Annotated in this window: 18 protein-coding genes; 12 read left to right on the top strand and 6 right to left on the bottom strand. The window is 74.4% G+C overall.

Going from position 1 to position 23,035, the window contains the following annotated elements; all coding sequences use genetic code 11:
- Positions 1–70: 70 nt before the first annotated feature.
- The gene (locus ACFZA0_RS03715) at positions 71–1,282 is read left to right on the top strand and encodes a bifunctional adenosylcobinamide kinase/adenosylcobinamide-phosphate guanylyltransferase (protein ID WP_391010629.1); all 1,212 of its coding nucleotides are present in this window, start codon (positions 71–73) and stop codon (positions 1,280–1,282) included.
- A gap of 271 nt (positions 1,283–1,553) precedes the next feature.
- On the opposite strand, the gene ACFZA0_RS03710 is transcribed toward ACFZA0_RS03715, so the two are convergent.
- Positions 1,554–2,717, bottom strand: coding sequence for a methyltransferase domain-containing protein (locus tag ACFZA0_RS03710; RefSeq protein ID WP_391011816.1), 1,164 nt, complete (start codon positions 2,715–2,717; stop codon positions 1,554–1,556).
- Positions 2,718–2,947: 230 nt separating this feature from the next.
- Between ACFZA0_RS03710 and cobT the strand changes: the two genes are divergently transcribed.
- Together cobT and ACFZA0_RS03700 are read left to right on the top strand one after the other, a co-directional pair.
- The gene (cobT, locus tag ACFZA0_RS03705) at positions 2,948–4,162 is read left to right on the top strand and encodes a nicotinate-nucleotide--dimethylbenzimidazole phosphoribosyltransferase (RefSeq protein WP_391010626.1); all 1,215 of its coding nucleotides are present in this window, start codon (positions 2,948–2,950) and stop codon (positions 4,160–4,162) included.
- A gap of 71 nt (positions 4,163–4,233) precedes the next feature.
- Complete coding sequence (locus ACFZA0_RS03700; protein ID WP_391010623.1) at positions 4,234–6,129, top strand: phosphatidylglycerol lysyltransferase domain-containing protein; 1,896 nt, start codon at positions 4,234–4,236, stop codon at positions 6,127–6,129.
- 16 nt (positions 6,130–6,145) lie between these two features.
- Here the strand turns inward: ACFZA0_RS03700 and ACFZA0_RS03695 are convergent, their stop codons facing one another.
- Positions 6,146–6,910 (bottom strand): hypothetical protein, encoded by a 765-nt coding sequence (locus ACFZA0_RS03695; RefSeq protein ID WP_391010620.1) that lies wholly within the window; start codon positions 6,908–6,910, stop codon positions 6,146–6,148.
- A 73-nt stretch (positions 6,911–6,983) separates the two neighbouring features.
- On the opposite strand from ACFZA0_RS03695, the gene ACFZA0_RS03690 reads away from it, so the two are divergent.
- A complete protein-coding gene (locus tag ACFZA0_RS03690; RefSeq protein ID WP_391010617.1) occupies positions 6,984–7,772 on the top strand; it encodes an adenosylcobinamide-GDP ribazoletransferase in 789 nt (262 codons plus the stop codon).
- A 43-nt stretch (positions 7,773–7,815) separates the two neighbouring features.
- Here ACFZA0_RS03690 and ACFZA0_RS03685 read toward each other — a convergent pair whose 3' ends face one another.
- Positions 7,816–8,601 (bottom strand): endo alpha-1,4 polygalactosaminidase, encoded by a 786-nt coding sequence (locus ACFZA0_RS03685; RefSeq protein ID WP_391010614.1) that lies wholly within the window; start codon positions 8,599–8,601, stop codon positions 7,816–7,818.
- A gap of 418 nt (positions 8,602–9,019) precedes the next feature.
- Here ACFZA0_RS03685 and ACFZA0_RS03680 point away from each other — a divergent pair, with 418 nt between their 5' ends.
- The 6 genes from ACFZA0_RS03680 (at position 9,020) to ACFZA0_RS03655 (ending at position 18,796) form a co-directional block, all read left to right on the top strand.
- Complete coding sequence (locus ACFZA0_RS03680; protein WP_391010611.1) at positions 9,020–10,546, top strand: leucyl aminopeptidase; 1,527 nt, start codon at positions 9,020–9,022, stop codon at positions 10,544–10,546.
- A gap of 403 nt (positions 10,547–10,949) precedes the next feature.
- Positions 10,950–12,338, top strand: a complete 1,389-nt coding sequence (gene lpdA / locus ACFZA0_RS03675) for a dihydrolipoyl dehydrogenase (RefSeq protein ID WP_391010608.1) — start codon at positions 10,950–10,952, stop codon at positions 12,336–12,338.
- Between the two features lie 62 nt (positions 12,339–12,400).
- Positions 12,401–14,182, top strand: coding sequence for a 2-oxoglutarate dehydrogenase, E2 component, dihydrolipoamide succinyltransferase (sucB, locus tag ACFZA0_RS03670; protein ID WP_391010605.1), 1,782 nt, complete (start codon positions 12,401–12,403; stop codon positions 14,180–14,182).
- 266 nt (positions 14,183–14,448) lie between these two features.
- Entirely contained in the window at positions 14,449–15,072 is a 624-nt protein-coding gene (locus tag ACFZA0_RS03665) for an FCD domain-containing protein (RefSeq protein ID WP_391010602.1), read from the top strand.
- Between the two features lie 302 nt (positions 15,073–15,374).
- On the top strand, positions 15,375–18,089 hold the full coding sequence (gene aceE, locus ACFZA0_RS03660) for a pyruvate dehydrogenase (acetyl-transferring), homodimeric type (RefSeq protein WP_391010599.1): 2,715 nt from the start codon (positions 15,375–15,377) through the stop codon (positions 18,087–18,089).
- Positions 18,090–18,277: 188 nt separating this feature from the next.
- Entirely contained in the window at positions 18,278–18,796 is a 519-nt protein-coding gene (locus ACFZA0_RS03655; RefSeq protein WP_391011813.1) for a DUF4240 domain-containing protein, read from the top strand.
- A 14-nt stretch (positions 18,797–18,810) separates the two neighbouring features.
- On the opposite strand, the gene ACFZA0_RS03650 is transcribed toward ACFZA0_RS03655, so the two are convergent.
- Together ACFZA0_RS03650 and ACFZA0_RS03645 are read right to left on the bottom strand one after the other, a co-directional pair.
- Entirely contained in the window at positions 18,811–19,083 is a 273-nt protein-coding gene (locus ACFZA0_RS03650; RefSeq protein WP_391010596.1) for a hypothetical protein, read from the bottom strand.
- 99 nt (positions 19,084–19,182) lie between these two features.
- Positions 19,183–19,998 carry an N-acetylmuramoyl-L-alanine amidase gene (locus ACFZA0_RS03645; protein WP_391010593.1) on the bottom strand — a complete coding sequence of 272 codons (816 nt, stop codon included), beginning with the start codon at positions 19,996–19,998 and terminating at the stop codon, positions 19,183–19,185.
- Positions 19,999–20,232: 234 nt separating this feature from the next.
- Between ACFZA0_RS03645 and ACFZA0_RS03640 the strand changes: the two genes are divergently transcribed.
- The gene (locus ACFZA0_RS03640) at positions 20,233–21,417 is read left to right on the top strand and encodes a MarP family serine protease (RefSeq protein WP_391010590.1); all 1,185 of its coding nucleotides are present in this window, start codon (positions 20,233–20,235) and stop codon (positions 21,415–21,417) included.
- A gap of 21 nt (positions 21,418–21,438) precedes the next feature.
- Here the strand turns inward: ACFZA0_RS03640 and ACFZA0_RS03635 are convergent, their stop codons facing one another.
- On the bottom strand, positions 21,439–21,942 hold the full coding sequence (locus tag ACFZA0_RS03635; RefSeq protein ID WP_391010587.1) for a GNAT family N-acetyltransferase: 504 nt from the start codon (positions 21,940–21,942) through the stop codon (positions 21,439–21,441).
- A 149-nt stretch (positions 21,943–22,091) separates the two neighbouring features.
- Between ACFZA0_RS03635 and ACFZA0_RS03630 the strand changes: the two genes are divergently transcribed.
- Entirely contained in the window at positions 22,092–22,988 is an 897-nt protein-coding gene (locus ACFZA0_RS03630; RefSeq protein WP_391010584.1) for a TIGR01777 family oxidoreductase, read from the top strand.
- Positions 22,989–23,035: the final 47 nt, after the last annotated feature.

Below are 23,035 nucleotides of genomic sequence, written 5' to 3'. Positions count from 1 at the left end.
TCCGGCCCGAGTGCCGCATCGGGCCCCCTCCGGGCGCGCAGGACCGGTGTCCGCGCGGGAAAATCGGTCCGTGGAACTGACTCTGCTCGGCACCGGCGCTCCCGCGGGCCTTCCCCGCCCCCACTGCCCCTGCGCGGCCTGCGCGACCGCGCACGGCGCGGACGCGCGCGCCGCGACCTCACTGCTGGTCGACGGTTCGGTGCTGCTGGACCTGACCCCGGGCGCGGCGTTCGCCGCCGCGCGGGCCGGGCGGTCCCTCACCGGCGTGCGGCAGGTACTGCTGTCGCACCCGCACGACGGCCCGCCGGTCGAGGTGCCCGCCGGGCTGCCCCGGCCGGGGCGGGTGCCGGACGGGCGGGAACTGGCGCTGCTGACCGGCCACCGGGTGCGGGCGGTGGCGCTGGACGCGCCGGGCACCGGGTACGCGGTGACCGGCCCGGACGGCAAGCGGCTGCTGTACCTGCCGCCGGGCGGCGCGCCCGCGGGTCTGGAGGCGAACGGCACCGGCGCGGCTGAGGCGTACGACATGGTCGTCGCGGACGTCCTCGGGCGCCCCGACGGGCTGGCTCGGCTGCGGGCGGTGGGCGCGGTGAACCCGGCCACGGACGTGATCGCCGTGCACCTCGACCACGACGTGCCGTCGGGCCCCGAGACGAGGCGCCGGCTCGCGGCGGCGGGCGCCCGCGCGGTGCCGGACGGGACGACGCTGGTGGTCGGGGTCTACGAGGACGTGCCGGACGTGCCGCGCCGCACCCTCGTGCTGGGCGGGGCCCGGTCGGGGAAGTCGGCCGAGGCGGAACGGCGGCTGGAGTCGTTCCCGGACGTGCTGTACGTGGCGACGGGCGGTACGCGCGGTGGCGACACCGAGTGGGCGGCCCGGGTGCACGCGCACCGGGAGCGGCGGCCGGGGTCTTGGCGCACGACCGAGACGTGCGACCTGGTGCCGCTGCTGGCCGAGGACGGACCGCCGCTGCTCGTGGACTGCCTGTCGCTGTGGCTGACGGACGCGATGGACGCCGTCGGCGCGTGGGACGACGCGCAGTGGGCGGACGGCGGCGAGAAGGCGCTGCGGGTGCGGACGCGGGAGCTGACGGAGGCGGTGCGCGCCACGCGGCGGACGCTGGTGGCCGTGACGAACGAGGTCGGCTCGGGCATCGTCCCGGCCACCGCGTCCGGCCGCCGCTACCGCGACGAACTGGGCCGCCTGAACGCGGAGTTCGCCCGCGAGTGCGAGCAGGTCGTGCTGGTCGTGGCCGGCCAGGCGCTGACACTGCGGGGGTGAGGACGCCTCCGGCGGACCGTCAGGGCGCCGTCGGGCGGCGTCGCCGGTCCCGGCGTCCGGCGCCCAACACGGTTGCCCCGCGCGCAAGTTCGGGACGTGCCCGGTCAGCAGGCCGGGCCCCTGCGCGCCACCACCCGGTACGTGTTGGCGAAGCGGGTGCGGCCGGCCAAGGGGCCAGGGCGAGGTCCAGGGCGCCGTCGGGCGGTGACGCCGGTCCCGGCGTCCGGTGCCCAACACGGTTGCCCCGCGCGCGAGTTCGGGCCGTGCCCGGTCAGCCGGCCGGGCCCCTGCGCGCCACCACCCGGTACGTGTTGGCGAAGCGGGTGCGGCCGGCCAGGGGGGCGAGGGCGTGGTCCAGGGCGCCGGCGGTCGCCACGATCGGGGCGCCCGCCCGGGTCACCGCCGTGCGCAGGCCGCGGCGCAGGCCGGTCGGCGGAGCCGGGCGCCACGGCGCGTCCGGCTCCGGGACCAGGCTGCCCAGGGCGAGCGCCGCCGCCGCGGCCAGGTCGTACGGCGTGTGGACGCCCGCGCTGCCCACGCTGAGCACGTCGCAGCCCTGGTCCTCCAGTTCCGCGCGGAGGTTGGCGCGCGGCGTCAGGTGCAGGTGGCCCGGCTGGCCGTGCGGTGCCCACCATCTGCCGAGCAACACCCCGAAGGCGCACCGGGGGTCGAAGACGTCGATCATCAAGTGGCCGCCGGGGCGCAGTACTCGGAGGGCGGCGCGCAGTTCGGCGCGGGGGTCGGGGACGCGTTCCAGGTGGTGGAACATGCTGACCACGTCGTAGCGCCCCCGCAGCCGCGCGAGGACGTCCGGGTCGGTGAGGGCGCCGATGTGCGCCTCCTCGACGTGCCCCGCCGCGCGGGCCCGCTGGACGGCGGACGTCGTGTCCAGGCCGTCGAAGGACGTGTACGGGAACACCGTCCGGGCTGCCCGCGGGAAGTGGCCCCGGCCGGTGCCGACGTCCAGCCAGCTCTCGGGCTCGGGGCGGTGCGCCAGCATCGCGCGGGCGGCGGCCCGGTGCCTGCGGTGCGAGGCGGGGGCGGCGGCCGGGAGGGACGACGCGGCGGCGGCCTCCGGTTCGTGGCCGCCGGTCCGCTGCCGCCGTGCCGCGGCGGCGGTGCGGGCGGCGGGCGGCGGCACCGCCGGGAGGCCCTGCGCGTAGAACGCCCGGCCCTCGGGGGTGAGCCGGGGGTTCTGGAACAGGTGGGCGCAGTCGCGGCACTCGTCGACGACGAACGTGCCCGGCTTGTGCTGGCGCAGGTCCGCCGTGCGCAGCCGGGTGCGCAGCCGCACCGAGCCGCACCAGGGGCAGTCGGCGCGGCGCGGCTCGTGGAACCGGCCGGTGCCGCGCGCGAGTTCGGCCGCGTAGGCGGCACGGCGGCGGTCGGCGGAGAGGGCCGGTACGGGCGCGGGTGCCGGTTCGGGCGACGGCATGGACGGCGGCGTGGACGACGGCACGGACGGCTCCCGGTGGGGCGGTGGGACTCGGGGCGGGCGGGGGCGGCACGGCGAACACCGCGATCCGTTCGATCACTTGGCCTACTTCGGACAATTCGCCGTAAACTGGAACGTAGGGGATCGCGATCTTGGGCGCAACGACGTCACGGGCGCGTGGTGCCCCTGTGGCGCGACCGTGTTCGAGTGCTGCCGGTACTGTTCGGCGAATGAGCACGCTGAATCTCGACGACTTCACCGACCTGATCGAGCGCCCCGACGGCGGTGTGCGCCGTGACGCCGAAGCGCGCAGGGAGCGTCAGATCGTGCCGCCCGGTTCGCTGGGCCGCCTCGACGAACTCGGCGAGTGGCTGGCCGCCGCGCAGGGCTCCGTACCGGTACGCGCGGTGGAACGCCCGCGGGTCGTGCTGTTCGCCGGCGACCACGGCGTCGCCTCGCTCGACGTCTCGGCCCGCCCGGCCGGCGGCACCGACCGGCTGGTGCGCGAGGTGCTGGAGGGCGGCAGCCCCGTGGCGGTGCTGGCCCGGCGGATCGGCGTCCCCGTGCGGGTGGTGGACATGGCCCTGGACTGCGACCCGGAGACGCTGCCCGCCGACGTCGTGCGGCACCGGGTGCGGCGCGGCAGCGGGCGCATCGACATCGAGGACGCGCTGACCCCGGAGGAGGCCGAGACGGCCTTCCGCACGGGCATGGCGATCGCCGACGAGGAGGCCGACTCGGGCACCGACCTGGTGGTCCTCGGCGACCTCAGCGTCGGCGGCACCACCGCCGCCGCCGTCCTGGTCGCCGCGCTGTGCGGCACCGACGCGTCCGTGGTGACCGGGCGGGGCGGCCTGGCCATCGACGACCTGACCTGGATGCGCAAGTGCGCGGCCGTGCGGGACGCGCTGCGCCGTGCCCGGCCCGTGCTCGGCGACCAGTTGCAGCTCCTCGCGACCGTCGGCGGCGCCGACCTGGCCGCGACGACCGGGTTCCTGCTCCAGTGCGCAGTACGCAAGCTGCCGGTGATCCTCGACGGTGTCGTGTCGGCGGCATGCGCGCTGGTCGGGCAGCGGGTCGCGTTCCGCGCGCCCGACTGGTGGCTCGCCGGGCACGACAGCGGGGAGCCGGGCCAGTCGAAGGCGCTGGACCGGATGGCGCTGGAACCGCTGCTCGCCCACGGCGTGACGGTCGGCGAGGGCGCGGGCGCGCTGCTGGCGCTGCCGCTGGTGCAGGCGTCCGCGGCGCTCATGGCACAGCTTCCCGAACGGCTGCCCGAGCCGGAGCCGGAGGAGGCGCCCGACGCCGCACCCGAGGCCGGGACCGCGCCGGAGGCCGGGACCGCGCCCGAGGCCAACGCCGCGCCCGAGGCCGGGACCGGCGGGTCCGCGGCGGCCGACGGGACGGACACCACCGCCTCCGCCGCCGCCTCCACCGAGGAGTAGCCCGGCGGGTCGCGCCGTGACCCGCGGGAAAAGGGCGGTTCGCCGGACCGGCACCCATATGATCCTCCGTCATGGGAGATGCCCGCATTGCCGTGACGCCGGACCGGGTGCCGGGTCCGGCGCCGGACCCGCTGCCGGCCGCGACGTCCGGTCCGGCCCCCGGCGGGGACCGTGCCGCCGACGGCCGGGCGCCCCGGCCGTCGCGCACGGCCCGCCCGTCGACCGCCCCGACGCGGCGGGCCGCCTCGTTCGCCGTCTGGTACCTGCGCCTCGTCGCGTTCGTCAACTTCCTCAGCGCGGTCTGGGTCTCCCTCGGACAGGACGTGCGGCGGCACAACCAGGCGAACCTCTTCACCCCGTACCTGCTCACCGCCGGTTTCGCGTCGGGCGTGTTCACGATGTTCCTGGCGGTCACGATGCGGCGCCGCAAACGGGCCGCGTGGATCCTCAACCTCGCGCTGAGCGGGGCGTTCCTGGCGCTGTTCGTGTTCGCCATGGCGTTCCCGGAGATCCGGCGCTACCCGCAGAACTGGGTGTCGCTGGCGCTCACCGCCGGTTTCGTGGGCACGCTGCTCGTGGGGCGGCGCGAGTTCTACGCCAAGGGCGACCGGTCCAACCCGAAGCTCGCGGGGGTCGTCGCGGCCGGCGGTCTGCTCGTCTGCTCGCTGCTCGCCGCACTGCTCGTCACCGTCACCAACCAGGCGGCGGACGCCGGGAGTTCGACGTTCGCGGAACGCTGGCGCTACGGCGTCCTGCGGCTGGTGTCCGTCGCCGCCGACCGGTCGAGCTTCCCCGGCATCGCCACGCCGAACTGGGCCGACGTCGCCGTCAACGTGCTCAGCACGGCGCTCGTGCTCGCCGTGTTCTACGCGGCGTTCCGCTCCCGCCGGGCCGTCGACCCGCTCACGGCGGACGACGAGCGGCGGCTGCGGGAACTGCTCGCCCGGCACGGCGAGCGCGACTCGCTCGGCTACTTCGCGCTGCGCCGCGAGAAGAGCGTCGTGTGGTCGCCGACCGGCAAGGCGGCCGTCGCGTACCGGGTCCTCGGGGGTGTCTCACTGGCGTCCGGCGACCCGCTGGGCGACCCCGAGGCATGGCCGGGCGCGATCGCGCCGTGGCTGGCCGAGGCCCGCGCGCACGGCTGGATCCCGGCGGTGATGGGCGCGGGCGAGGAGGCCGGGACGGTGTACGCGCGACACGGTCTGGACGCCCTCGAACTGGGCGACGAGGCGATCGTCGAGGTCGCCGACTTCACGCTGGAGGGGCGGGCCATGCGGACCGTCCGCCAGGCGCACAACCGGGTGCGGCGGGCCGGTTACACGGTGCGGGTGCGGCGGCACGCGGACGTGCCCGCCGCCGAGATGGCGCACCTGGTGCGGCGCGCCGACGACTGGCGGGACGGGGCCACCGAGCGCGGTTTCAGCATGGCGCTGGGCCGGCTCGGCGACCGGGCGGACGGGCAGTGCGTGATGCTGGAGTGCCGGTACCACGGCGGCGAGGGGCACGACCCCTCGGGCGAGGGCGAGTTGCGTGCCCTGCTGTCGTTCGTGCCGTGGGGACCGGCCGGGCTCTCCCTCGACCTGATGCGCCGCGAACGCGACGGCGACAACGGGCTGATGGAGTTCATGATCATTGAACTCCTGCGGTGCGCGGGCGAGTTGGGGGTCACGCAGGTCTCCCTGAACTTCGCCATGTTCCGCTCCGTCTTCGAGCGCGGTGCGCGGCTGGGCGCCGGGCCGGTGCTGCGGCTGTGGCGTTCACTGCTGGGGTTCTTCTCGCGGTGGTGGCAGATCGAGTCGCTCTACCGCGCGAACGCCAAGTACCGGCCCATCTGGGAGCCGCGGTTCGTGCTGTTCGAGAAGAGCGCGGACCTGCCCCGCATCGGCCTCGCGTCGGCCCGCGCCGAGGGCTTCCTCCAGGCACCGCGGCTGCCGCGGCTGCGGCGCGGCGGCGGCCCCGGGGCGTGACCGGCGCCCGCGCCCGTCAGTGGCCGCCGGGCAGCCGTGCCCGGACCGGGTCGGGCTTGCCGCCGATCCAGTCCTGGAGCGCGCGGCTCGGCCCCGCCCACCGGCGGTCGTGCCGGTACGCGCGCACGGTGGACCGGGCCCGCGCCCGCGGCCTGCGCCGGTAGAAGCGGCGGGCCCAGAGCGAACCCGGGCGGGCCAGGCGCAGCGCGCCGACGAGCGCGACGACCGGCACGATCACGCCGAACACCGCCGTACGGGCCTTGCCCTTGCCGAGGGCGATCAGGGAGAGGACGAAGTTGGCGGCCACCGTGGCGATCGCCTCGCCCCGGTCGTGGAGTTCGCCCCCGGTCATGTCGTTGACGCCGAACGGCAGGAACCCGGCGAGCATCAGGCCCACCAGGGCGGCGGTCACCACGACGACCTCGACGCTCTTGCGGCCCTCCTCGGTCCAGTAGACGTCGTCGAGGTGCAGGATCAGCGCGAACTCGTCCAGGACCAGGCCCGCGCCCATCCCGAAGACGACCGCGCTCGCCCCCGAGCCGAAGCCGTGCCGTCCGCTCGCGACCGCGCCGAAGCCGCCGACGACGGTCAGGAGGATGCCGGGGACCACGTGGTGGATGTGCAGGCCGCCGGTGCTGACGTTGCCGAAGGGGCCCTTGCCCGCGCGGATCATGCGGGTGACGACGCGGGTGAGGAGGAACGTCACGATGAACGCGGCGAGGGCCAGCAGCAGCGGCAGTTTGCCCGGTTCGACGATGTTCCGTTCCAGCCACTGTCCCATGTGCGAACTTTATCCCCGTGTCCCGTTCCCGGCCGCCGCGAGCGGCCCGGGGACCGCCCGGTAACCTGCGCCGATGTCCACGACCCCCTGGCCGGACGGCCTCCGCTTCGCCTTCGGCACTCTCACCGCGCTGCCCGTACGGGTGACCCGGTGGGACCGGGAGGCCGCGCGGGCCGGGATGCTGTGCGCGCCGGTGGCCGGTCTCGTCGTCGGCGTCTGCGCCGCGCTGCTCGCCTGGGTGCTGCTGCTGCTCGGCGCGGGCGCGCTGCTCGCGGCCGTCGCGGCGACCGCGGTGCCCGCCGTGCTCACCCGGGGGCTGCACCTCGACGGGCTCGCCGACACGGCGGACGGCCTGGGCAGCGGCAGGCCCGCCGAGGACGCGCTGCGGATCATGAAGCAGTCGGACATCGGCCCGTTCGGGGTGATCACCCTCGTCCTGGTGCTGCTCGCGCAGGTCGCCGCCTCGGCCCAGGCGTACGGCACGTCCTGGGGGCACGGCGCGCTCGCCACCGTCGTCGCGGCCTGCGCGGCCCGGCTCGCGCTCACCCTGGCCGCCCGCGCCGGGGTGCCGGCCGCCCGGCCCGAGGGGCTGGGCGCCGCGGTCGCCGGGGTGGTCCCGGCGGCGGGCGCGGCCGGGGCCGGACTGACCGTGGCGGTGCTGGCCGGGCTCGCGGGGGCACTGGTCGGGCCGGGCGACGTGATCCGCGCGATGCTCGCGGTCGTGCTCTCCACCTTCGCCGCCCAGTTCCTGCTGCGGCACTGCGTGCGCCGCTTCGGCGGGGTCACCGGGGACGTCTTCGGCGGCGTCGCCGAGACGGCGGCGACGGCCGCGCTGGTGGTGTTCTCGCTCTCCCCGGGCTGACCCCCGCCGGCCCGCCGACGCGGCTTCCCGGCACGGGAGTTGGTCAGCAGGCCCGGCGCCAGGCACCCAGGTCGTACTTCTTCAGCATCGAACTCAGGCCCAGCCTGCGGGAGTCGGCGCAGAAACGGGCCGTGGGCAGTTCGTACTCCACGTGGAAGACGGCCTTGTCCTCCGCGACGAACGGCTCGAGGTCGTCGCACTCCCCGTACTGGGCGCACTGCTCGTTGACCGCGAAGTCGAAGTCGCCGACGAGCGCCGGGATCTGGTCCAGGTCGTTCTTCAGGCCCACCGCCATGCCCCGCTCGTGGGCCAGCCGGGCCAGCAGGCGGTTGTAGCGGAGCTGGTCGGCGGCGGTGAGGGGGAAGCCGGTCCGGTTGCGGTAGCCGTCCATGTTGTCGGGCTCCACGGCGTCGAAGCCCTTGGCGCGGCACATGTCGAGGCGGGCCGCCATCAGCGGTTCCAGGACGTCGGTGCGGCGGATGTCGAGCCAGCGCTCCCCCTCCCAGCCGTTGCCCCGCCCGAGCACCGACCGGGGGAAGTCGTCCGCGTCGGGGCGGAAGTCCTCCCAGGCGCCGGTGGAGACGTAGCAGATCACCTTGCGTCCGTCGCGGTGCAGTGCCCGCACGGTGGCCCGGGTGTGGTCGAAGCCGTCGATGTCGTAGACCGGCACGTCGACGGACGTGTCGAGGTGTCCGCCGAGCTGCCACTGCCACGCGGTGCCGGGGCGCGGCTGCCAGCGGGCGTCCCGCGCCGCGTCGTCGCCGGGGCCGTCGGCGCACCCCGCGAGCAGGGTCAGCAGGGCGGCGACGAGCAGGGCAGGGCGTCTCACCGGTGGTCTCCAGGGGTGGGGAAGGGTGCCCGCACGATCATCCCCGAGCCCCGCGCCCGCCCGCGGGGCGCCCCCGCGCGGGGCGCCGGGGGCGGGTCCGCCGGGACCGCAAGGGGGAACGGATTCGCGGTAGTTCACACTTCCGTTCACATCCGCGCGGTCCCGGACACCCCGTCCCGGGACCGGCCGGCGGGCCTCCGCGGGGTGCTCCGGGAGCGCCCGGCGACGCGGTGGCCGCCGGGCGGTGAACACACCGGGACGAGCGGACGCGGCCCACGCGCGTAGGCTCGGCACGGGTGTGTTCGCCGCCCCCGGTGAGGACCGCCCCGCCAGGCCGGAATTAGGGTCGGTTCCCGGGCCCGGCCGACCCACACCGTTCGGCCTCAGCAACTTCACATCGGAAGCGAGATTCACCACCGTGACTGCTCTCACTCTCAGCACCGCCGCGGCGCCCGGCCTCCGGGCCGACGCGATCGTCGTCGGTGTCGCCAAGGGCGCCAAGGGCCCGGTCGTCGCATCGGGCGCCGAAGCCGTGGACAAGGCGTACGACGGCAAGCTCGCCGGCGTCCTGGAGACCCTCGGCGCCTCGGGTGCCGAGGGCGAGGTGACGAAGGTCCCCGCCCCGGCCGGCTTCAAGGCGCCGCTCGTGATCGCGGTGGGCCTGGGCGAGGAGCCGGGCGACGACGAGGTCTACGACACGGAGACCCTGCGCCGCGCCGCCGGTGTGGCCGCGCGCACCCTGGCCGGTGCGAAGAAGGCCGCCTTCGCGCTCCCCCTGACCGACGCCGAGGACGCCGGCGCGGTCGCCGAGGGCGCCGTGCTCGGCGGGTACTCGTTCGACGCGTACAAGGAGAGCGGCAAGGACCCCCGCGCCAAGGGCGGCAAGGCCCCGCTGGCCGAGGTCGCCCTGCTCGGCGGCAAGCCCCGCGACAAGGAGTACAAGGCGGCCGTCGAGCGCGCCGTCGCGCTGGGCGAGGAGCTCAACCGCGCCCGCGACCTGGTCAACACCCCGCCCAACGACCTGAACCCGGCGGCCTTCGCGGCCATCGCGCAGGCCGCGGGCAAGGAGCACGGCGTCAAGGTGCAGGTGCTCGACGAGAAGGCGCTCGCCAAGGGCGGCTACGGCGGCATCCTCGGCGTCGGCGTCGGTTCCTCCGCGCCGCCGCGTCTGGTGAAGGTGTCGTACACCAGCTCCAAGGCGAAGAAGCACCTGGCCTTCGTCGGCAAGGGCATCACCTACGACTCGGGCGGCATCTCCCTGAAGCCGGCCGGCCACAACGAGACGATGAAGTGCGACATGGCCGGCGCCGCCGCCGTGTTCGCCGCCGTCGTCACCGCCGCCCGGCTCGGCCTGGACGTCAACGTCACCGGCTGGCTGGCGCTCGCCGAGAACATGCCGTCCGGTTCCGCCACCCGTCCCGGTGACGTGCTGCGCATGTACAGCGGCAAGACCGTCGAGGTGCTGAACACCGACGCCGAGGGCCGCCTCGTCCTCGCCGACGCGCTGTGGGCGGCCTCCGAGGAGACCCCCGACGCGATCGTGGACGTCGCGACGCTGACCGGCGCCATGATGGTCGCGCTCGGCAGCCGCACGTTCGGCATCATGTCGAACGACGACGCCTTCCGCACCACCCTCCACGAGATCGCCGAGGAGGCGGGCGAGCCGGCGTGGCCGATGCCGCTGCCGGAGCACCTGCGCAAGGCCGGGGACTCCTCGGTCGCCGACATCTCCAACATGGGCGAGCGGATGGGCGGCGGCCTGTTCGCCGGCCTGTTCCTGCGGGAGTTCGTCGGCGAGGGCATCGCGTGGGCCCACCTCGACATCGCGGGCCCGGCGTTCAACGAGGGCGCGCCCTTCGGCTACACCCCCAAGGGCGGCACCGGCACCGCCGTGCGCACCCTGGTGGCGCTGGCCGAGGCGACCGCCGCGGGCGACCTGGGCTGACCCCCGCCGCACCTCCCCGACGGACGGCCGCCGCGCGAACACCCGCGCGGCGGCCGTCCGTCGGGCGTTCTCCCGGCGGCACGCGCGTCGCCGTACGCGCGTACCCGTCATGTCCGGTACGCGCGTACGGCGATGCGTTCCGCACCGGCAAAGCTTTCGCCTCCCGCGTACAAAGGTTTCACCGCCGCCGAAATCCGCGGGTTCGCGCGGGCCCCGCGCGACGCGACGTGACGGATCCGACGTCACGCACCCAGGGCCCGGCGTCTCGGACGCCGTCGACAAGTGCGAAGATGGGTTCTCGGCAGGACAGGGCCCCCTAGAGGGCCGAAGCAACAGCGGCCGGACACCAGCCGCCGGCCGGTCACCGCAGACCGGCACGGCGCACATGCATGGAGGACGTGACGTGGCGAACGACGCCAGCACCGTTTTCGACCTAGTGATCCTCGGCGGTGGCAGTGGCGGTTACGCCGCGGCGCTGCGCGGGGCTCAGCTGGGCCTGGACGTCGCCCTGATCGAGAAGGACAAGGTCGGCGGTACCTGCCTGCACCGCGGATGCATCCCCACCAAGGCCCTGCTGCACGCGGGCGAGATCGCCGACCAGGCCCGCGAGAGCGAGCAGTTCGGCGTCAAGGCCACGTTCGAGGGCATCGACGTCCCGGCCGTCCACAAGTACAAGGACGAGGTCATCTCGGGCCTGTACAAGGGCCTCCAGGGTCTGGTCGCCTCGCGCAAGGTCACGTACATCGAGGGTGAGGGGCGTCTGTCCTCCCCCACCTCGGTGGACGTCGACGGGCAGCGCATACAGGGCCGGCACGTGCTGCTCGCGACCGGCTCCGTGCCGAAGTCGCTGCCGGGCCTGGAGATCGACGGCAACCGGATCATCTCCTCCGACCACGCCCTCGTCCTGGACCGCGTGCCCAAGTCCGCGATCATCCTCGGCGGCGGCGTCATCGGTGTCGAGTTCGCCTCCGCCTGGAAGTCCTTCGGCGCGGACGTCACGATCATCGAGGGCCTCAAGCACCTCGCGCCGCTGGAGGACGAGAACTCCTCCAAGCTGCTGGAGCGCGCGTTCCGCAAGCGCGGCATCAAGTTCAACCTCGGCACGTTCTTCCAGACCGCCGAGTACACCCAGGACGGCGTGAAGGTCACCCTGGCGGACGGCAAGGTCTTCGAGGCCGAGGTGCTGCTCGTCGCCGTGGGCCGCGGCCCCGTCTCGCAGGGCCTGGGCTACGAGGAGGCCGGCGTCGCGACCGACCGCGGCTACGTCCTCGTCGACGAGTACATGCGCACGAACGTCCCGACGGTCTCCGCCGTCGGCGACCTCGTCCCCACTCTTCAGCTCGCGCACGTCGGCTTCGCCGAGGGCATCCTGGTCGCGGAGCGGCTGGCCGGTCTCAACCCCGTGCCGATCGACTACGACGGTGTGCCGCGGGTGACGTACTGCCACCCGGAGGTCGCCTCCGTCGGCATCACCGAGGCCAGGGCCAAGGAGATCTACGGCGCGGACAAGGTCGTCGCGCTGAAGTACAGCCTTGCGGGCAACGGAAAGAGCAAGATCCTCAAGACCGCGGGCGAGATCAAGCTCGTCCAGGTCAAGGACGGAGCCGTGGTCGGCGTCCACATGGTCGGCGACCGCATGGGCGAGCAGGTCGGCGAAGCCCAGCTGATCTACAACTGGGAGGCGCTGCCGGCCGAGGTGGCCCAGCTCATCCACGCCCACCCCACGCAGAACGAGGCGCTCGGCGAGGCGCACCTGGCCCTGGCCGGGAAGCCTCTCCACTCCCACGACTGACGCCTTCAGTCATCAGGCGCGACGACACAGACTTCCGCGATTCGTAAGGAGCAACCGAAACCATGGCGGTTTCCGTAACCCTTCCGGCGCTCGGTGAGAGCGTCACCGAGGGCACTGTCACCCGCTGGCTGAAGGCCGAGGGAGAGCGCGTCGAGGCCGACGAGCCCCTGCTCGAGGTCTCGACCGACAAGGTTGACACCGAGATCCCCTCGCCCGCCGCCGGCGTGCTGGCGTCCATCAAGGTCGCCGAGGACGAGACGGTGGAGGTCGGCGCAGAGCTGGCCGTCATCGACGACGGCTCCGGCGCCCCCGCCGCCGAGTCCGCCCCGGCCGCCGAGCCGGCGCCCGCCGAGGAGCCGGCCCAGGCCGCGCCCTCCACCGAGCAGGCCGCCCCGGCGCCCGCTCCCACCGCCGACGCCACCTCCGGCGGCGGCTCCGCCGAGGGCACGGACGTCGTCCTGCCCGCGCTCGGCGAGTCCGTCACCGAGGGCACCGTCACCCGCTGGCTGAAGTCGGTCGGCGACTCGGTCGACGCCGACGAGCCCCTGCTGGAGGTGTCGACGGACAAGGTCGACACCGAGATCCCGGCGCCCACCTCGGGTGTGCTCCTGGAGATCGTCGTGGGCGAGGACGAGACCGCCGAGGTCGGCGCCAAGCTCGCCGTCATCGGTGCCGCCGGTGCCGCTCCGGCCGCCGCCCCGGCGCCCGCCGCCCCGGCCCCGGCCCCGGCCCCGGCCGCCGAGCCCGAGCCCGCCCCGGCTCCGGAGCCCACCCCCGCCCCGGCGGCTCCGGCCCCGAAGCAGGAGGCCCCGAAGCAGGAGGCGCCGAAGCAGGAGGCTCCCGCCCCGGCTCCGCAGGCCGCCGCCCCGGCCCCCGCGGCTCCCGCCGCCAAGGCCCCGGCCGCGACCGCCGGTGACGACGGCGCCTACGTGACCCCGCTGGTGCGCAAGCTCGCCGCCGAGAACGGTGTCGAGCTGGGCTCCGTCAAGGGCACCGGCGTCGGTGGCCGCATCCGCAAGCAGGACGTGCTGGCCGCCGCCGAGGCGGCCAAGGCGCCGGCTCCGGCCGCCGCGGCCCCGGCCGCGCCCGCCGCGAAGAAGACCCCCGTCCTGGAGGCCTCCCCGCTGCGCGGCCAGACCGTCAAGATGACCCGCATCCGCAAGGTCATCGGCGACAACATGGTCAAGGCGCTCACCGAGCAGGCGCAGCTCTCCTCGGTCGTCGAGGTCGACGTCACGCGGCTGATGAAGCTGCGCGGCCGGGCGAAGGACTCCTTCGCCGCGCGCGAGGGCGTCAAGCTCTCCCCGATGCCGTTCTTCGTGAAGGCCGCCGCCCAGGCGCTGAAGGCCCACCCGGTCATCAACGCCCGTATCAACGAGGGCGAAGGCACGATCACCTACTTCGACACCGAGAACGTCGGTATCGCGGTGGACTCGGAGAAGGGCCTGATGACCCCGGTCATCAAGGGCGCGGGCGACCTCAACATCGCCGGCATCGCCAAGGCCACCGCGGACCTCGCGGGCAAGGTCCGGGCGAACAAGATCACGCCGGACGAGCTGTCCGGCGGGACCTTCACCATCAGCAACACCGGTTCGCGCGGCGCCCTGTTCGACACGATCATCGTGCCCCCGAACCAGGTCGCGATCCTCGGCATCGGTGCCACGGTCAAGCGCCCGGCGGTCATCGAGACCGAGGAGGGCACGGTCATCGGCGTGCGCGACATGACCTACCTGACCCTCTCCTACGACCACCGTCTGGTGGACGGCGCCGACGCGGCCCGTTACCTCTCGGCGGTCAAGGCGATCCTGGAGGCCGGGGAGTTCGAGGTCGAGCTCGGCCTGTAGTCCACCGCCCCGCGCCGGTCACCGGCGCGGCAGGTACGCACGGCGCCCCCGTCCGGAGTCCGACTCCGGGCGGGGGCGCCGTCGTGCGGGGCGGCACGGTGCGGTGCCGTGCGGTCCGGGCGCGGGTGCGCCGCAGGGCGGCGTGTAAGTCTCGTCTCACCTGCGTCAAAGCCCCGTCAGCACCTCTGACGACGGCCCCGGCGGCCGTATTGTCTAATCGTCAAACGCCCGCGGGGGCCATGAGCCCCTCCCTGAAGGAGCCCCTCATGACCGCGCCCGTCGTCCACTCGTTGCGCGAGCAGATCCGCGAGCACATCGTCGAGGGCATCGTCAGCGGGCGCTGGAAGCCGGGCGAGCGGATCGTGGAGCGGCGCATCGCGACCGAGCTGGAGGTCAGCCAGACACCGGTGCGCGAGGCACTGCGCGAGCTGGAGTCGCTGCGGCTGATCGAGTCGGCGCCCAACAAGGGCGTCCGGGTGCGGAACCTGACGGCGGCCGACCTGGAGGAGAGCTACCCGGTCAGGGCGGGCCTGGAGGCCATCGCGGCCGAACTCGCCGCCGCCCGGCTGGCCGAGGACTGCTCGGCGCTCGAACCCCACGTCGCGGCCCTGTACGAGGCGGACCGGGACGCGGACGGCACCGGCCAGGTGCGGCACACGGTGGCGTTCCACCGGGAGCTGGTGCGCGCGGCCGGCAACTCCGTGCTGCTGCACACCTGGGAGGGCCTGGGCATCGAGGTGTTCACGGCACTGTCGATCCGCTGGCTGGGCACCGTGCAGCAGTCGTACGCCGAGGAGCACGAGGAACTCGTCGCGGCGTTCCGCCGCCGGGACCCGCGCATCCCCGAGCTGGTCAAGGCGCACGTGCTGGGCTGCGCACCGCGCCCCTGACCCGTGCCCGCCCCTGCCCGCCCGCCGGGTCCGACAGCGGAGCGCGGTCGCGCTCATACGTCGGCCGACCTGCGCAAACCGCCGAAAATCACGGCACCGGGTGCCGATTCGGGAGGCACCGGGTGCCTACTTTCTCGTGATCAAGAGATTTTGACCTTCAACCCTTTGATCGATCATCGATCAGGGAGTTAGAGTCGCCGACGGGCTTCCACCGGAGCTCACGCCCTGTCCTGCCAAAGACCAAGGGCACCCCCGAACCCTTACCGATGAGGGAACCCCCTTCGACTGAGGAAGGCGGCGACATGACCGACCCCCACGCCATCCAGCCGAGCGAGCTCGACCAGCTCCCGGACCGCGACCCCGAGGAGACCGCCGAATGGCAGGCCTCCCTGGACGCCGTCACCCAGGCGGCCGGGCCGCACCGCGCCGCGTACCTGATGCGCCGCACGCTGGAGAGGGCGGAGGGCGCCGGCGTCGCGCTCCCCAAACTCCTGGAGACGGACTACCTCAACACCATCCCGACCGCCGCCGAGCCCGGCCTTCCCGGTGACCCCGAGCTGGAGAGCCGGATCACCGCGTGGAACCGCTGGAACGCCGCGGCGATGGTCAGCCGCGGCAGCAAGTACGGCGTCGGCGGCCACATCGCCACCTTCGCGTCGGCCGCGTGGCTGTACGAGACGGGCTTCAACCACTTCTTCAAGGGCAAGGAATCCAAGGATTCCCCCGGCTCCGGCGACCAGCTCTACATCCAGGGCCACGCCTCCCCCGGCATCTACGCCCGCGCCTTCCTCGACGGCCGCCTCGACGAGACGCAGCTCGACAACTTCCGCCGCGAGGCGGGCGGCAACGGCCTCCCGTCGTACCCGCACCCGCGCCGGCTGCCCTGGCTGTGGGAGTTCCCGACCGTCTCCATGGGTCTGGGCCCGCTCTCCGCGATCTACCAGGCGCGGTTCAACCGCTACCTGACCAGCCGCGGCATCAAGGACGTCTCCTCCTCGCACGTGTGGGCGTTCCTCGGCGACGGCGAGATGGACGAGCCGGAGTCGACGGCCGCACTCGCACTGGCCGTTCGCGAGGGTCTGGACAACCTGACCTTCGTCATCAACTGCAACCTCCAGCGCCTCGACGGCCCGGTCCGCGCGAACTTCAAGATCGTGCAGGAGCTGGAGGCCCAGTTCCGCGGCGCCGGCTGGAACGTCGTGAAGACGCTGTGGGGCTCCGCCTGGGACGAGCTGTTCGCGCTCGACACCACGGGCGCGCTGGTACGCCGGCTGCGCGAGGTACCCGACGCGCAGGTGCAGACGTACCAGACGCGCGGCGCCGCCTACATCCGCGAGGACTTCTTCGGCAAGGACCCGGCGCTCGCCGAGATGGCGAAGCTGCTGAGCGACGACAAGATCCTCGACTGCTTCCACCTCTCCCGCGGCGGCCACGAGCCCCGCAAGGTGTACGCGGCGTACAAGGCGGCCGTCGAGCACAAGGGCACGCCGACCGTGATCCTGGCCCAGACGGTCAAGGGCCACACCCTCGGCAACGGCTTCGCGTCGAAGAACGCCAACCACCAGATGAAGAAGCTCTCGGTGGACGAGTTCAAGACGATGCGCGACCTGCTCGAACTGCCCATCTCCGACGCGCAGTTCGCCGACGGCCAGGTGCCCTACGGCCACCCGGGCGCCGACTCCCCCGAGGTCCGCTACCTCCAGGAGCGCCGCGCCGCCCTCGGCGGCCCCGCCCCCGCGCGCCGCGTGCACCCCGTCGCTCCGCTGCCCGCCCCCGCCGACAAGGCGTTCGCCTCGTTCGACAAGGGCTCCGGCACGCAGAACCTGGCCACCACCATGGCGTTCGTCCGCCTGGTGAAGGACCTGGTCCGCGACAAGGAGACCGGGAAGCGCTGGGTGCCGATCGTCCCGGACGAGGCGCGCACCTTCGGCATGGAGTCGCTGTTCCCGTCGCTCGGCATCTACTCCCCCAAGGGGCAGACGTACGAGCCGGTCGACCGCGACCAGCTGATGTACTACAAGGAGGCCAAGAACGGCCAGATCCTCAACGAGGGGATCACCGAGGCCGGTTCGATGGCCGACTTCATCGCCGCGTCCACGTCGTACGCGACGCACGGCGAGACGATGATCCCGTTCTACATCTTCTACTCGATGTTCGGCTGGCAGCGTACGGGCGACCAGTTCTGGCAGCTCGGCGACCAGCTCGGCCGCGGTTTCGTGGTCGGCGCCACGGCCGGCCGCACCACGCTGACCGGCGAGGGTCTCCAGCACGCCGACGGCCACTCGCCGGCGATCGCCGCGACCAACCCGGCGGCGGTGACGTACGACCCGGCGTTCGCGTACGAGATCGGCACCATCGTCAAGGACGGCATGCGCCGGATGTTCGGCGAGGCGGCACCGGACGAGGACCAGAACGTCTTCTACTACCTCACCGTCTACAACGAGCCGCTGCCGCAGCCCGCGAAGCCGGCCGGCGCCGGTGTCGACGAGGGCATCGTCAAGGGCCTGTACCGCTACAACACGGCGGAGTCGGCGGGCCTGAACGTGGCCTCCGCCAACGCCCCGCGGATCCAGCTCCTCGGCTCCGGCACGGCGATCCACTGGGCGCTCGACGCGCAGCGCAGGCTCGCGGAGGAGTGGGGCGTGGCCGCCGACGTCTGGTCGGCGACGTCCTGGACGGAGCTGCGCCGCGACGCCATGGAGGCGGACGCCGCGCTGCTGCGCGGCGAGGAGCGGGTGCCGTTCGTGCGCCGCGCGCTCCAGGGCGCCGAGGGCCCGGTCCTCGCGGTCTCCGACTACATGCGCCAGGTCCCGGACCAGATCGCGCAGTGGGTGGACCAGGACTGGTCCTCGCTCGGCGCCGACGGCTTCGGTCTGTCGGACACCCGCGAGGCGGCCCGCCGCCACTTCGGTGTCGACGCCGAGTCGATCGTCGTCGCGGCCCTGGCCCAGCTCGCCCGGCGCGGCGAGGTCAAGGCCGCCACGGTGAAGGAGGCGCGCGAGCGCTACGGTCTGTAGAGACCGCCAGACCCCGCGAGGCCGGCGCCCCTTGAGGCTCGGTGACGCGGTGACCGCGCGAAGGGGCACGGCTTCGGCCGTGCCCCTTCGTCGTGCGCGGCCTTCGCCGGATCTCCCCCGTACGTGTACGAGGTGTTCGCCGCGCTCCGCGTGCGTGGGCGGGGCGCAGGAACCATGCTTGTCCCGTGATGGACGAGACGGAGTTCTGGGAGCTGGTGGACACCAGCCGCGAAGCCGCCGGGGGCGACCCCGAGGAGCAGGCCGACCTGCTGGTGGAACGGCTGCTGCGGCTGGACCCGGAGTCCGTGCTGGACTTCGCCCGTCATTTCGAGGCCCGCTTCAACCGCGCGTACCGCTGGGACCTGTGGGGTGCCGCGTCGATCCTGCTGGACGGCGCGGACGACGACACCTTCGACTTCTTCCGCTGCTGGCTGATCGGCCAGGGCCGCGAGACGTACGAGGGCGCCCTCGCCGAGCCCGACGCGCTCGCCGGGCTCCTGCCCGGCTTCGACGACGAGATCGACGGCGACGGCGAGGAGTTGGGGTTCGCCGCCGACGAGGCGTACGAACAGCTCACCGGCGCCGTCGCCGCCGACCTGGGCCTGCCCGCCGCGCCGGCCGAACCGGCCGGGCCGCCGCTCGACCTGGACGACGACGGCGCGCTCGCCGACCGGTTCCCGCAGCTCTGGGAGCGGTTCGGGGACTGAACCCCCGCACGCTCCTACGCGGTCGCCCGGCGCCGCGTGTCGGACGGCAGGTACGCCGGTGCCTGGTCGGCCCGCACCGCCGGGTGCGGCGGCGCCGCGTTGGCGAGGTCGAGGGCGGACGCGGTGACCGCGGCCGGGCCGAGCACGACCGCGACGGCCGCGCAGACCGCCGTCCAGGGGGCGCGCAGGACGCGGGTCCGGACGGCGGCCGCGGGTTCGTCCCCCGGCGCCCCCGCCGCCCTCGGCGCTCCCGGTGCCGCCGTGCTCACTCGGTGCTCGTCCTTCATGGTCCCCGCCCTCCGCTCGGTTGCCGGCTTCGACAACTCCGAACGTAGGGCGTGGAGTTCTGAGCACTCTGCGCACCCGCTGTGGTGTCGCTGTGGACCTCAGTCGCGGCCCTGGAGGTGGGCGGCGAGGCGGCGGACCTCCGGGAGGCGGACGCTGAGCGCGACGCCGGGGCAGGTGGTCGCGTAGCCCTCGTTGTGGCCGGAGAGCGCGGGCAGGGTGGCCTTGGTGCCCTTCGGGTAGCGGCTGAGGCTGTTGCTGGAGACGAGGTGCGCCTCGGAGCGCGGGTCGACGTCCGACATGCCGAGCTTCCACGCGACGATCGCGGCGATCGAGTCGGTCATCGCCTTCGGCACGTCCACTCCGGCCGTGAAGGTGCCGAGCGCGGCGATGCCGGCCGTGCGGTGGTTGAAGCCCTGGGTGTGCGCGCCGGTGACGGGGCGGTCCACGCCGCCGGCCCGGCCCTCGTAGATGGTGCCGCAGCGGTCGACGACGAAGTTGTAGCCGAGGTCGTCCCAGTGCCGGTTGTCGGTCTGCCCCGCGTACAGGGACTGGATGATGTCCGGCGCGTCCGCGCAGTCGTAGCCGTTCGGCGAGTCCGTGTGGTGCACGAACACGGCGACGACCCGGTCGTCGTAGCGCGGCGGCGGCTGGTGGTGCGCGGCGTCCTTCAGCCACGTGGAGCGCGGCAGGATGTGCGGCCTGGGCGCGGTGTGCCCGGCGGGGCGGGCCGCCGGCGCGGTCGTCGACCGCGCGGCCGACGGGCGACGGCCGCCGCCGCGCACGAACAGCGCGCCCACGACGGCGCCCGCGACCGCGAGGGCGGCCACGCAGGCGAGCAGGACGAGCACGCCGCGCGGGGGCCGGCCTGCCGAACGCCACGCGCGTACTCTCCGTGTCCACCTCGCCACGCCCATGGTCACCACTGTGGGTGCGTTCGGTTCGGCCCGCGATGTGTGCTGTGCCACCCGGTGGAACCATCGTCCCGGTCCGGCACGTTTTCGCAGGTGTCCGGAGCGTGCGCGCGCCGGTGCGGCCCGTGGCGTGCGTACGTGTCCGTGCACGCCCGTACGCGGCGCTCTGCATGGGTACGTTCCGGTACGCGTGCTCGTGTCCGTCGCGCCGCCGGGCCGTCCGACGAAAGGGGTTCCGTGGACCTGCTCGATGTCCTGCTGGTGCTGGTGATGGTCCTGTACGCCGCGTCGGGGTACCGGCGGGGCCTGCTGGCCGGCTGCGTGTCGCTGGCCGGGTTCGTGGGCGGCGCCGTCGTCGGCGTGTGGCTGCTGCCGTGGACGACGGGCCTGGTCACCGCCGGGACGAACACGGCGACGGTGGTCGCGGTGGTCACCGTGCTGGTGCCGGCGGCCGTGGGGCACGAGCTGGCCGGCCGGCTGGCGGTGAGGCTGCGGCACGGCGTGGACCGGGGCCCGCTGCGCGTGGCGGACGGGGTGGGCGGCGCGGCGGCGAACGCGGCGGCGGTGCTGATCGTGGCGTGGGTGGCCGCGAGCGTCCTGGCCGCCTCCTCGTCGTCCCTGCTGTCCACGGCGATCCGCGACTCGCGGGTGCTGGGCACGGTGCAGCGGGCGATGCCGCAGAGCACGCCCGCGTGGTTCTCCCGGGCCACCTCGGCGCTCGCCCAGGCGGGGTTCCCGCAGGTCTTCAACCCGTTCGAGAACGAGCCGGCCTCCGGGGTGTCCGCGCCGTCGGGCGACAGCGTCACCGCGAGCGCCACGCAGGCGGCGCGGCGCAGCACGGTGAAGGTCGAGGGCGTCTCCGGCAACCAGGGCCGCGAGGGCAGCGGTTTCGTGTACTCCGCCGCGCACGTGATGACGAACGCGCACGTGGTCGCGGGCATCGACCGGCCGACGGTACGGGTGGGCGGCACCGGCGAGTCGTACCCGGCGCGGGTGGTGCTGTTCGACCCGGACCGGGACGTGGCGGTGCTGTACGTGCCCGGCCTCTCCGCGCCCGCGCTGTCGTTCGACCGGAGCGCGACGCGCGGCGACCCGGCCGTGGTGGCGGGGTATCCGCAGGACGGCGACCTCAACCTGCGCGCGGCGACGGTCGCGAGCAGGGTGCGGGCGACGGGCCGGAACATCTACAGCGACGGCACGGTCACCCGCGAGATCTACTCGGTGCGCTCGGTCGTGCGGCCCGGCAACTCGGGCGGCCCGCTGCTCACCACCGGCGGCAGGGTGTACGGCGTGGTCTTCGCCCGCTCGACCTCGGACCCGGAGACGGGGTACGTGCTGACGGCGGGCGAGGTCGCCTCCGACGCGGCACGGGCGGCCACCGCGACGGAGTCCGTGGACACCGGGGACCTGGTGACGTCCTAGCTGGCCGCGCGGCCCCGCGGGTCAGACGAGGGAGAGCCCCATGGCCACGTCGTCGACGTACTTGCCGTCGAGGCAGAACTCCTCGCGCAGCACGCCCTCGACGACGAAGCCCTCCGACTCGTAGAGCGCGCGGGCGGGCGCGTTGTGGCCCAGCACGTGCAGCGTCATGCGGCGGGCGCCGGCGTCGCGGGCCTCGCCGAGGGCCGCGCGGATCAGGGCCCGCCCGACCCCGCGGCCGCGCGCCTCCTCGGCGACGACGAACCCCTGGATCTGCCGCACGTGCGCGTTGGAGGCGAGCGGCGTCGGGAACACCACGCGCACGTACCCGACGACCCGCCCGCCCAGCTCGGCGACGAGGTGCTCGCGCGGCCCGGCCCGGTCGGTGAAGAAGGTGTCGTCGTACGGCGGCCGCGGCCGCGGCTGCACGGCGTGCACGTACGACCAGGTGACGCGGTCGAGACGGGCCAGCGACGCCTCGTCGTCGGGACGCGCGGTACGTATGCGGGGCGGGTGCGGCTCGGACATGGGGGCAACGATACGACGGGCGGGAAGGGGGGCGGGGGCGCCCTCCGGGGCCTTTCCCGGGGGCCCGCGCGGTCCTCCGGCGGGGCCGCGTGCCCGCCGTACGGCCCCGCGGCCGGGAGGCACCCGCGCGGGTGGCGCAGGATGGGCGCATGGAACGTACGCGAATCGCGGTGGCCGGCGCGTCCGGACTCATCGGCAGCGCCCTGGTGGCGTCCCTGACCGCCGACGGGCACGAGGTGGTGCGCCTGGTGCGCCGCGCTCCCCGCGGCGCCGACGAGGTGCGCTGGGACCCGGAACGGCAGCACGTCGACGCGGCCGGGCTGTCCGGCTGCGACGCCGTGGTCAACCTGGCCGGCGCCGGCATCGGCGACCGCCGCTGGACCGACGCCTACAAGAAGACGCTGCGCGACAGCCGGGTGCTGGGCACGGCCGCCCTCGCGGAGGCGCTGGCCACCCTGGACCGGCCGCCGCGGGTGTTCGTGAGCGGCAGCGCGATCGGCTTCTACGGGGACACCGGCGACCGGGCCGTCGACGAGGAGGAGCCGCCCGGCGCGGGCTTCCTGCCGTCGATGTGCGTGGAGTGGGAGGAGGCCGCCGCCGCCGCGCAGGAGGCGGGCGTGCGCACGGCGTTCGTCCGCACCGGTCTGGTCGTCGCGCGCGGCGGGGGCGCCTGGGGGCGGCTGTTCCCGCTGTTCAAGGCCGGGCTCGGCGGGCGTCTCGGCAACGGGCGGCAGTACTGGTCGTTCATCGCCCTGCACGACGAGGTCGCCGCGATCCGGCACCTGATCGACACCGACGGCCTGTCCGGGCCGTTCAACCTCACCGCCCCGCACCCGGTGACCAACCGCGAGGTCACCGCCGCGATGGGCCGGGCGCTGCACCGCCCGGCGCTGTTCCCGGTGCCGGCACCGGCGCTGGGCGCGGTGCTGGGCGAGCTGGCGGGTGACGTGCTGGGCAGCCAGCGGGTGCTGCCGAAGCGGCTGACGGACTCGGGGTTCGTCTTCGCGTTCCCGGACGTCGACGGGGCGATCCGCGCGGCGCTGTGACGCGGGGGTGAACCCGGCGCGGCGCCCCGGTGTCCGCGGGGCGGCCC

The organism is Streptomyces sp. NPDC008150 (assembly GCF_042956945.1).
GTDB lineage: Bacteria > Actinomycetota > Actinomycetes > Streptomycetales > Streptomycetaceae > Streptomyces.
The sequence above is the reverse complement of the archived record's forward strand: the minus strand, read 5'-3'. Positions and strand labels throughout refer to the sequence as shown.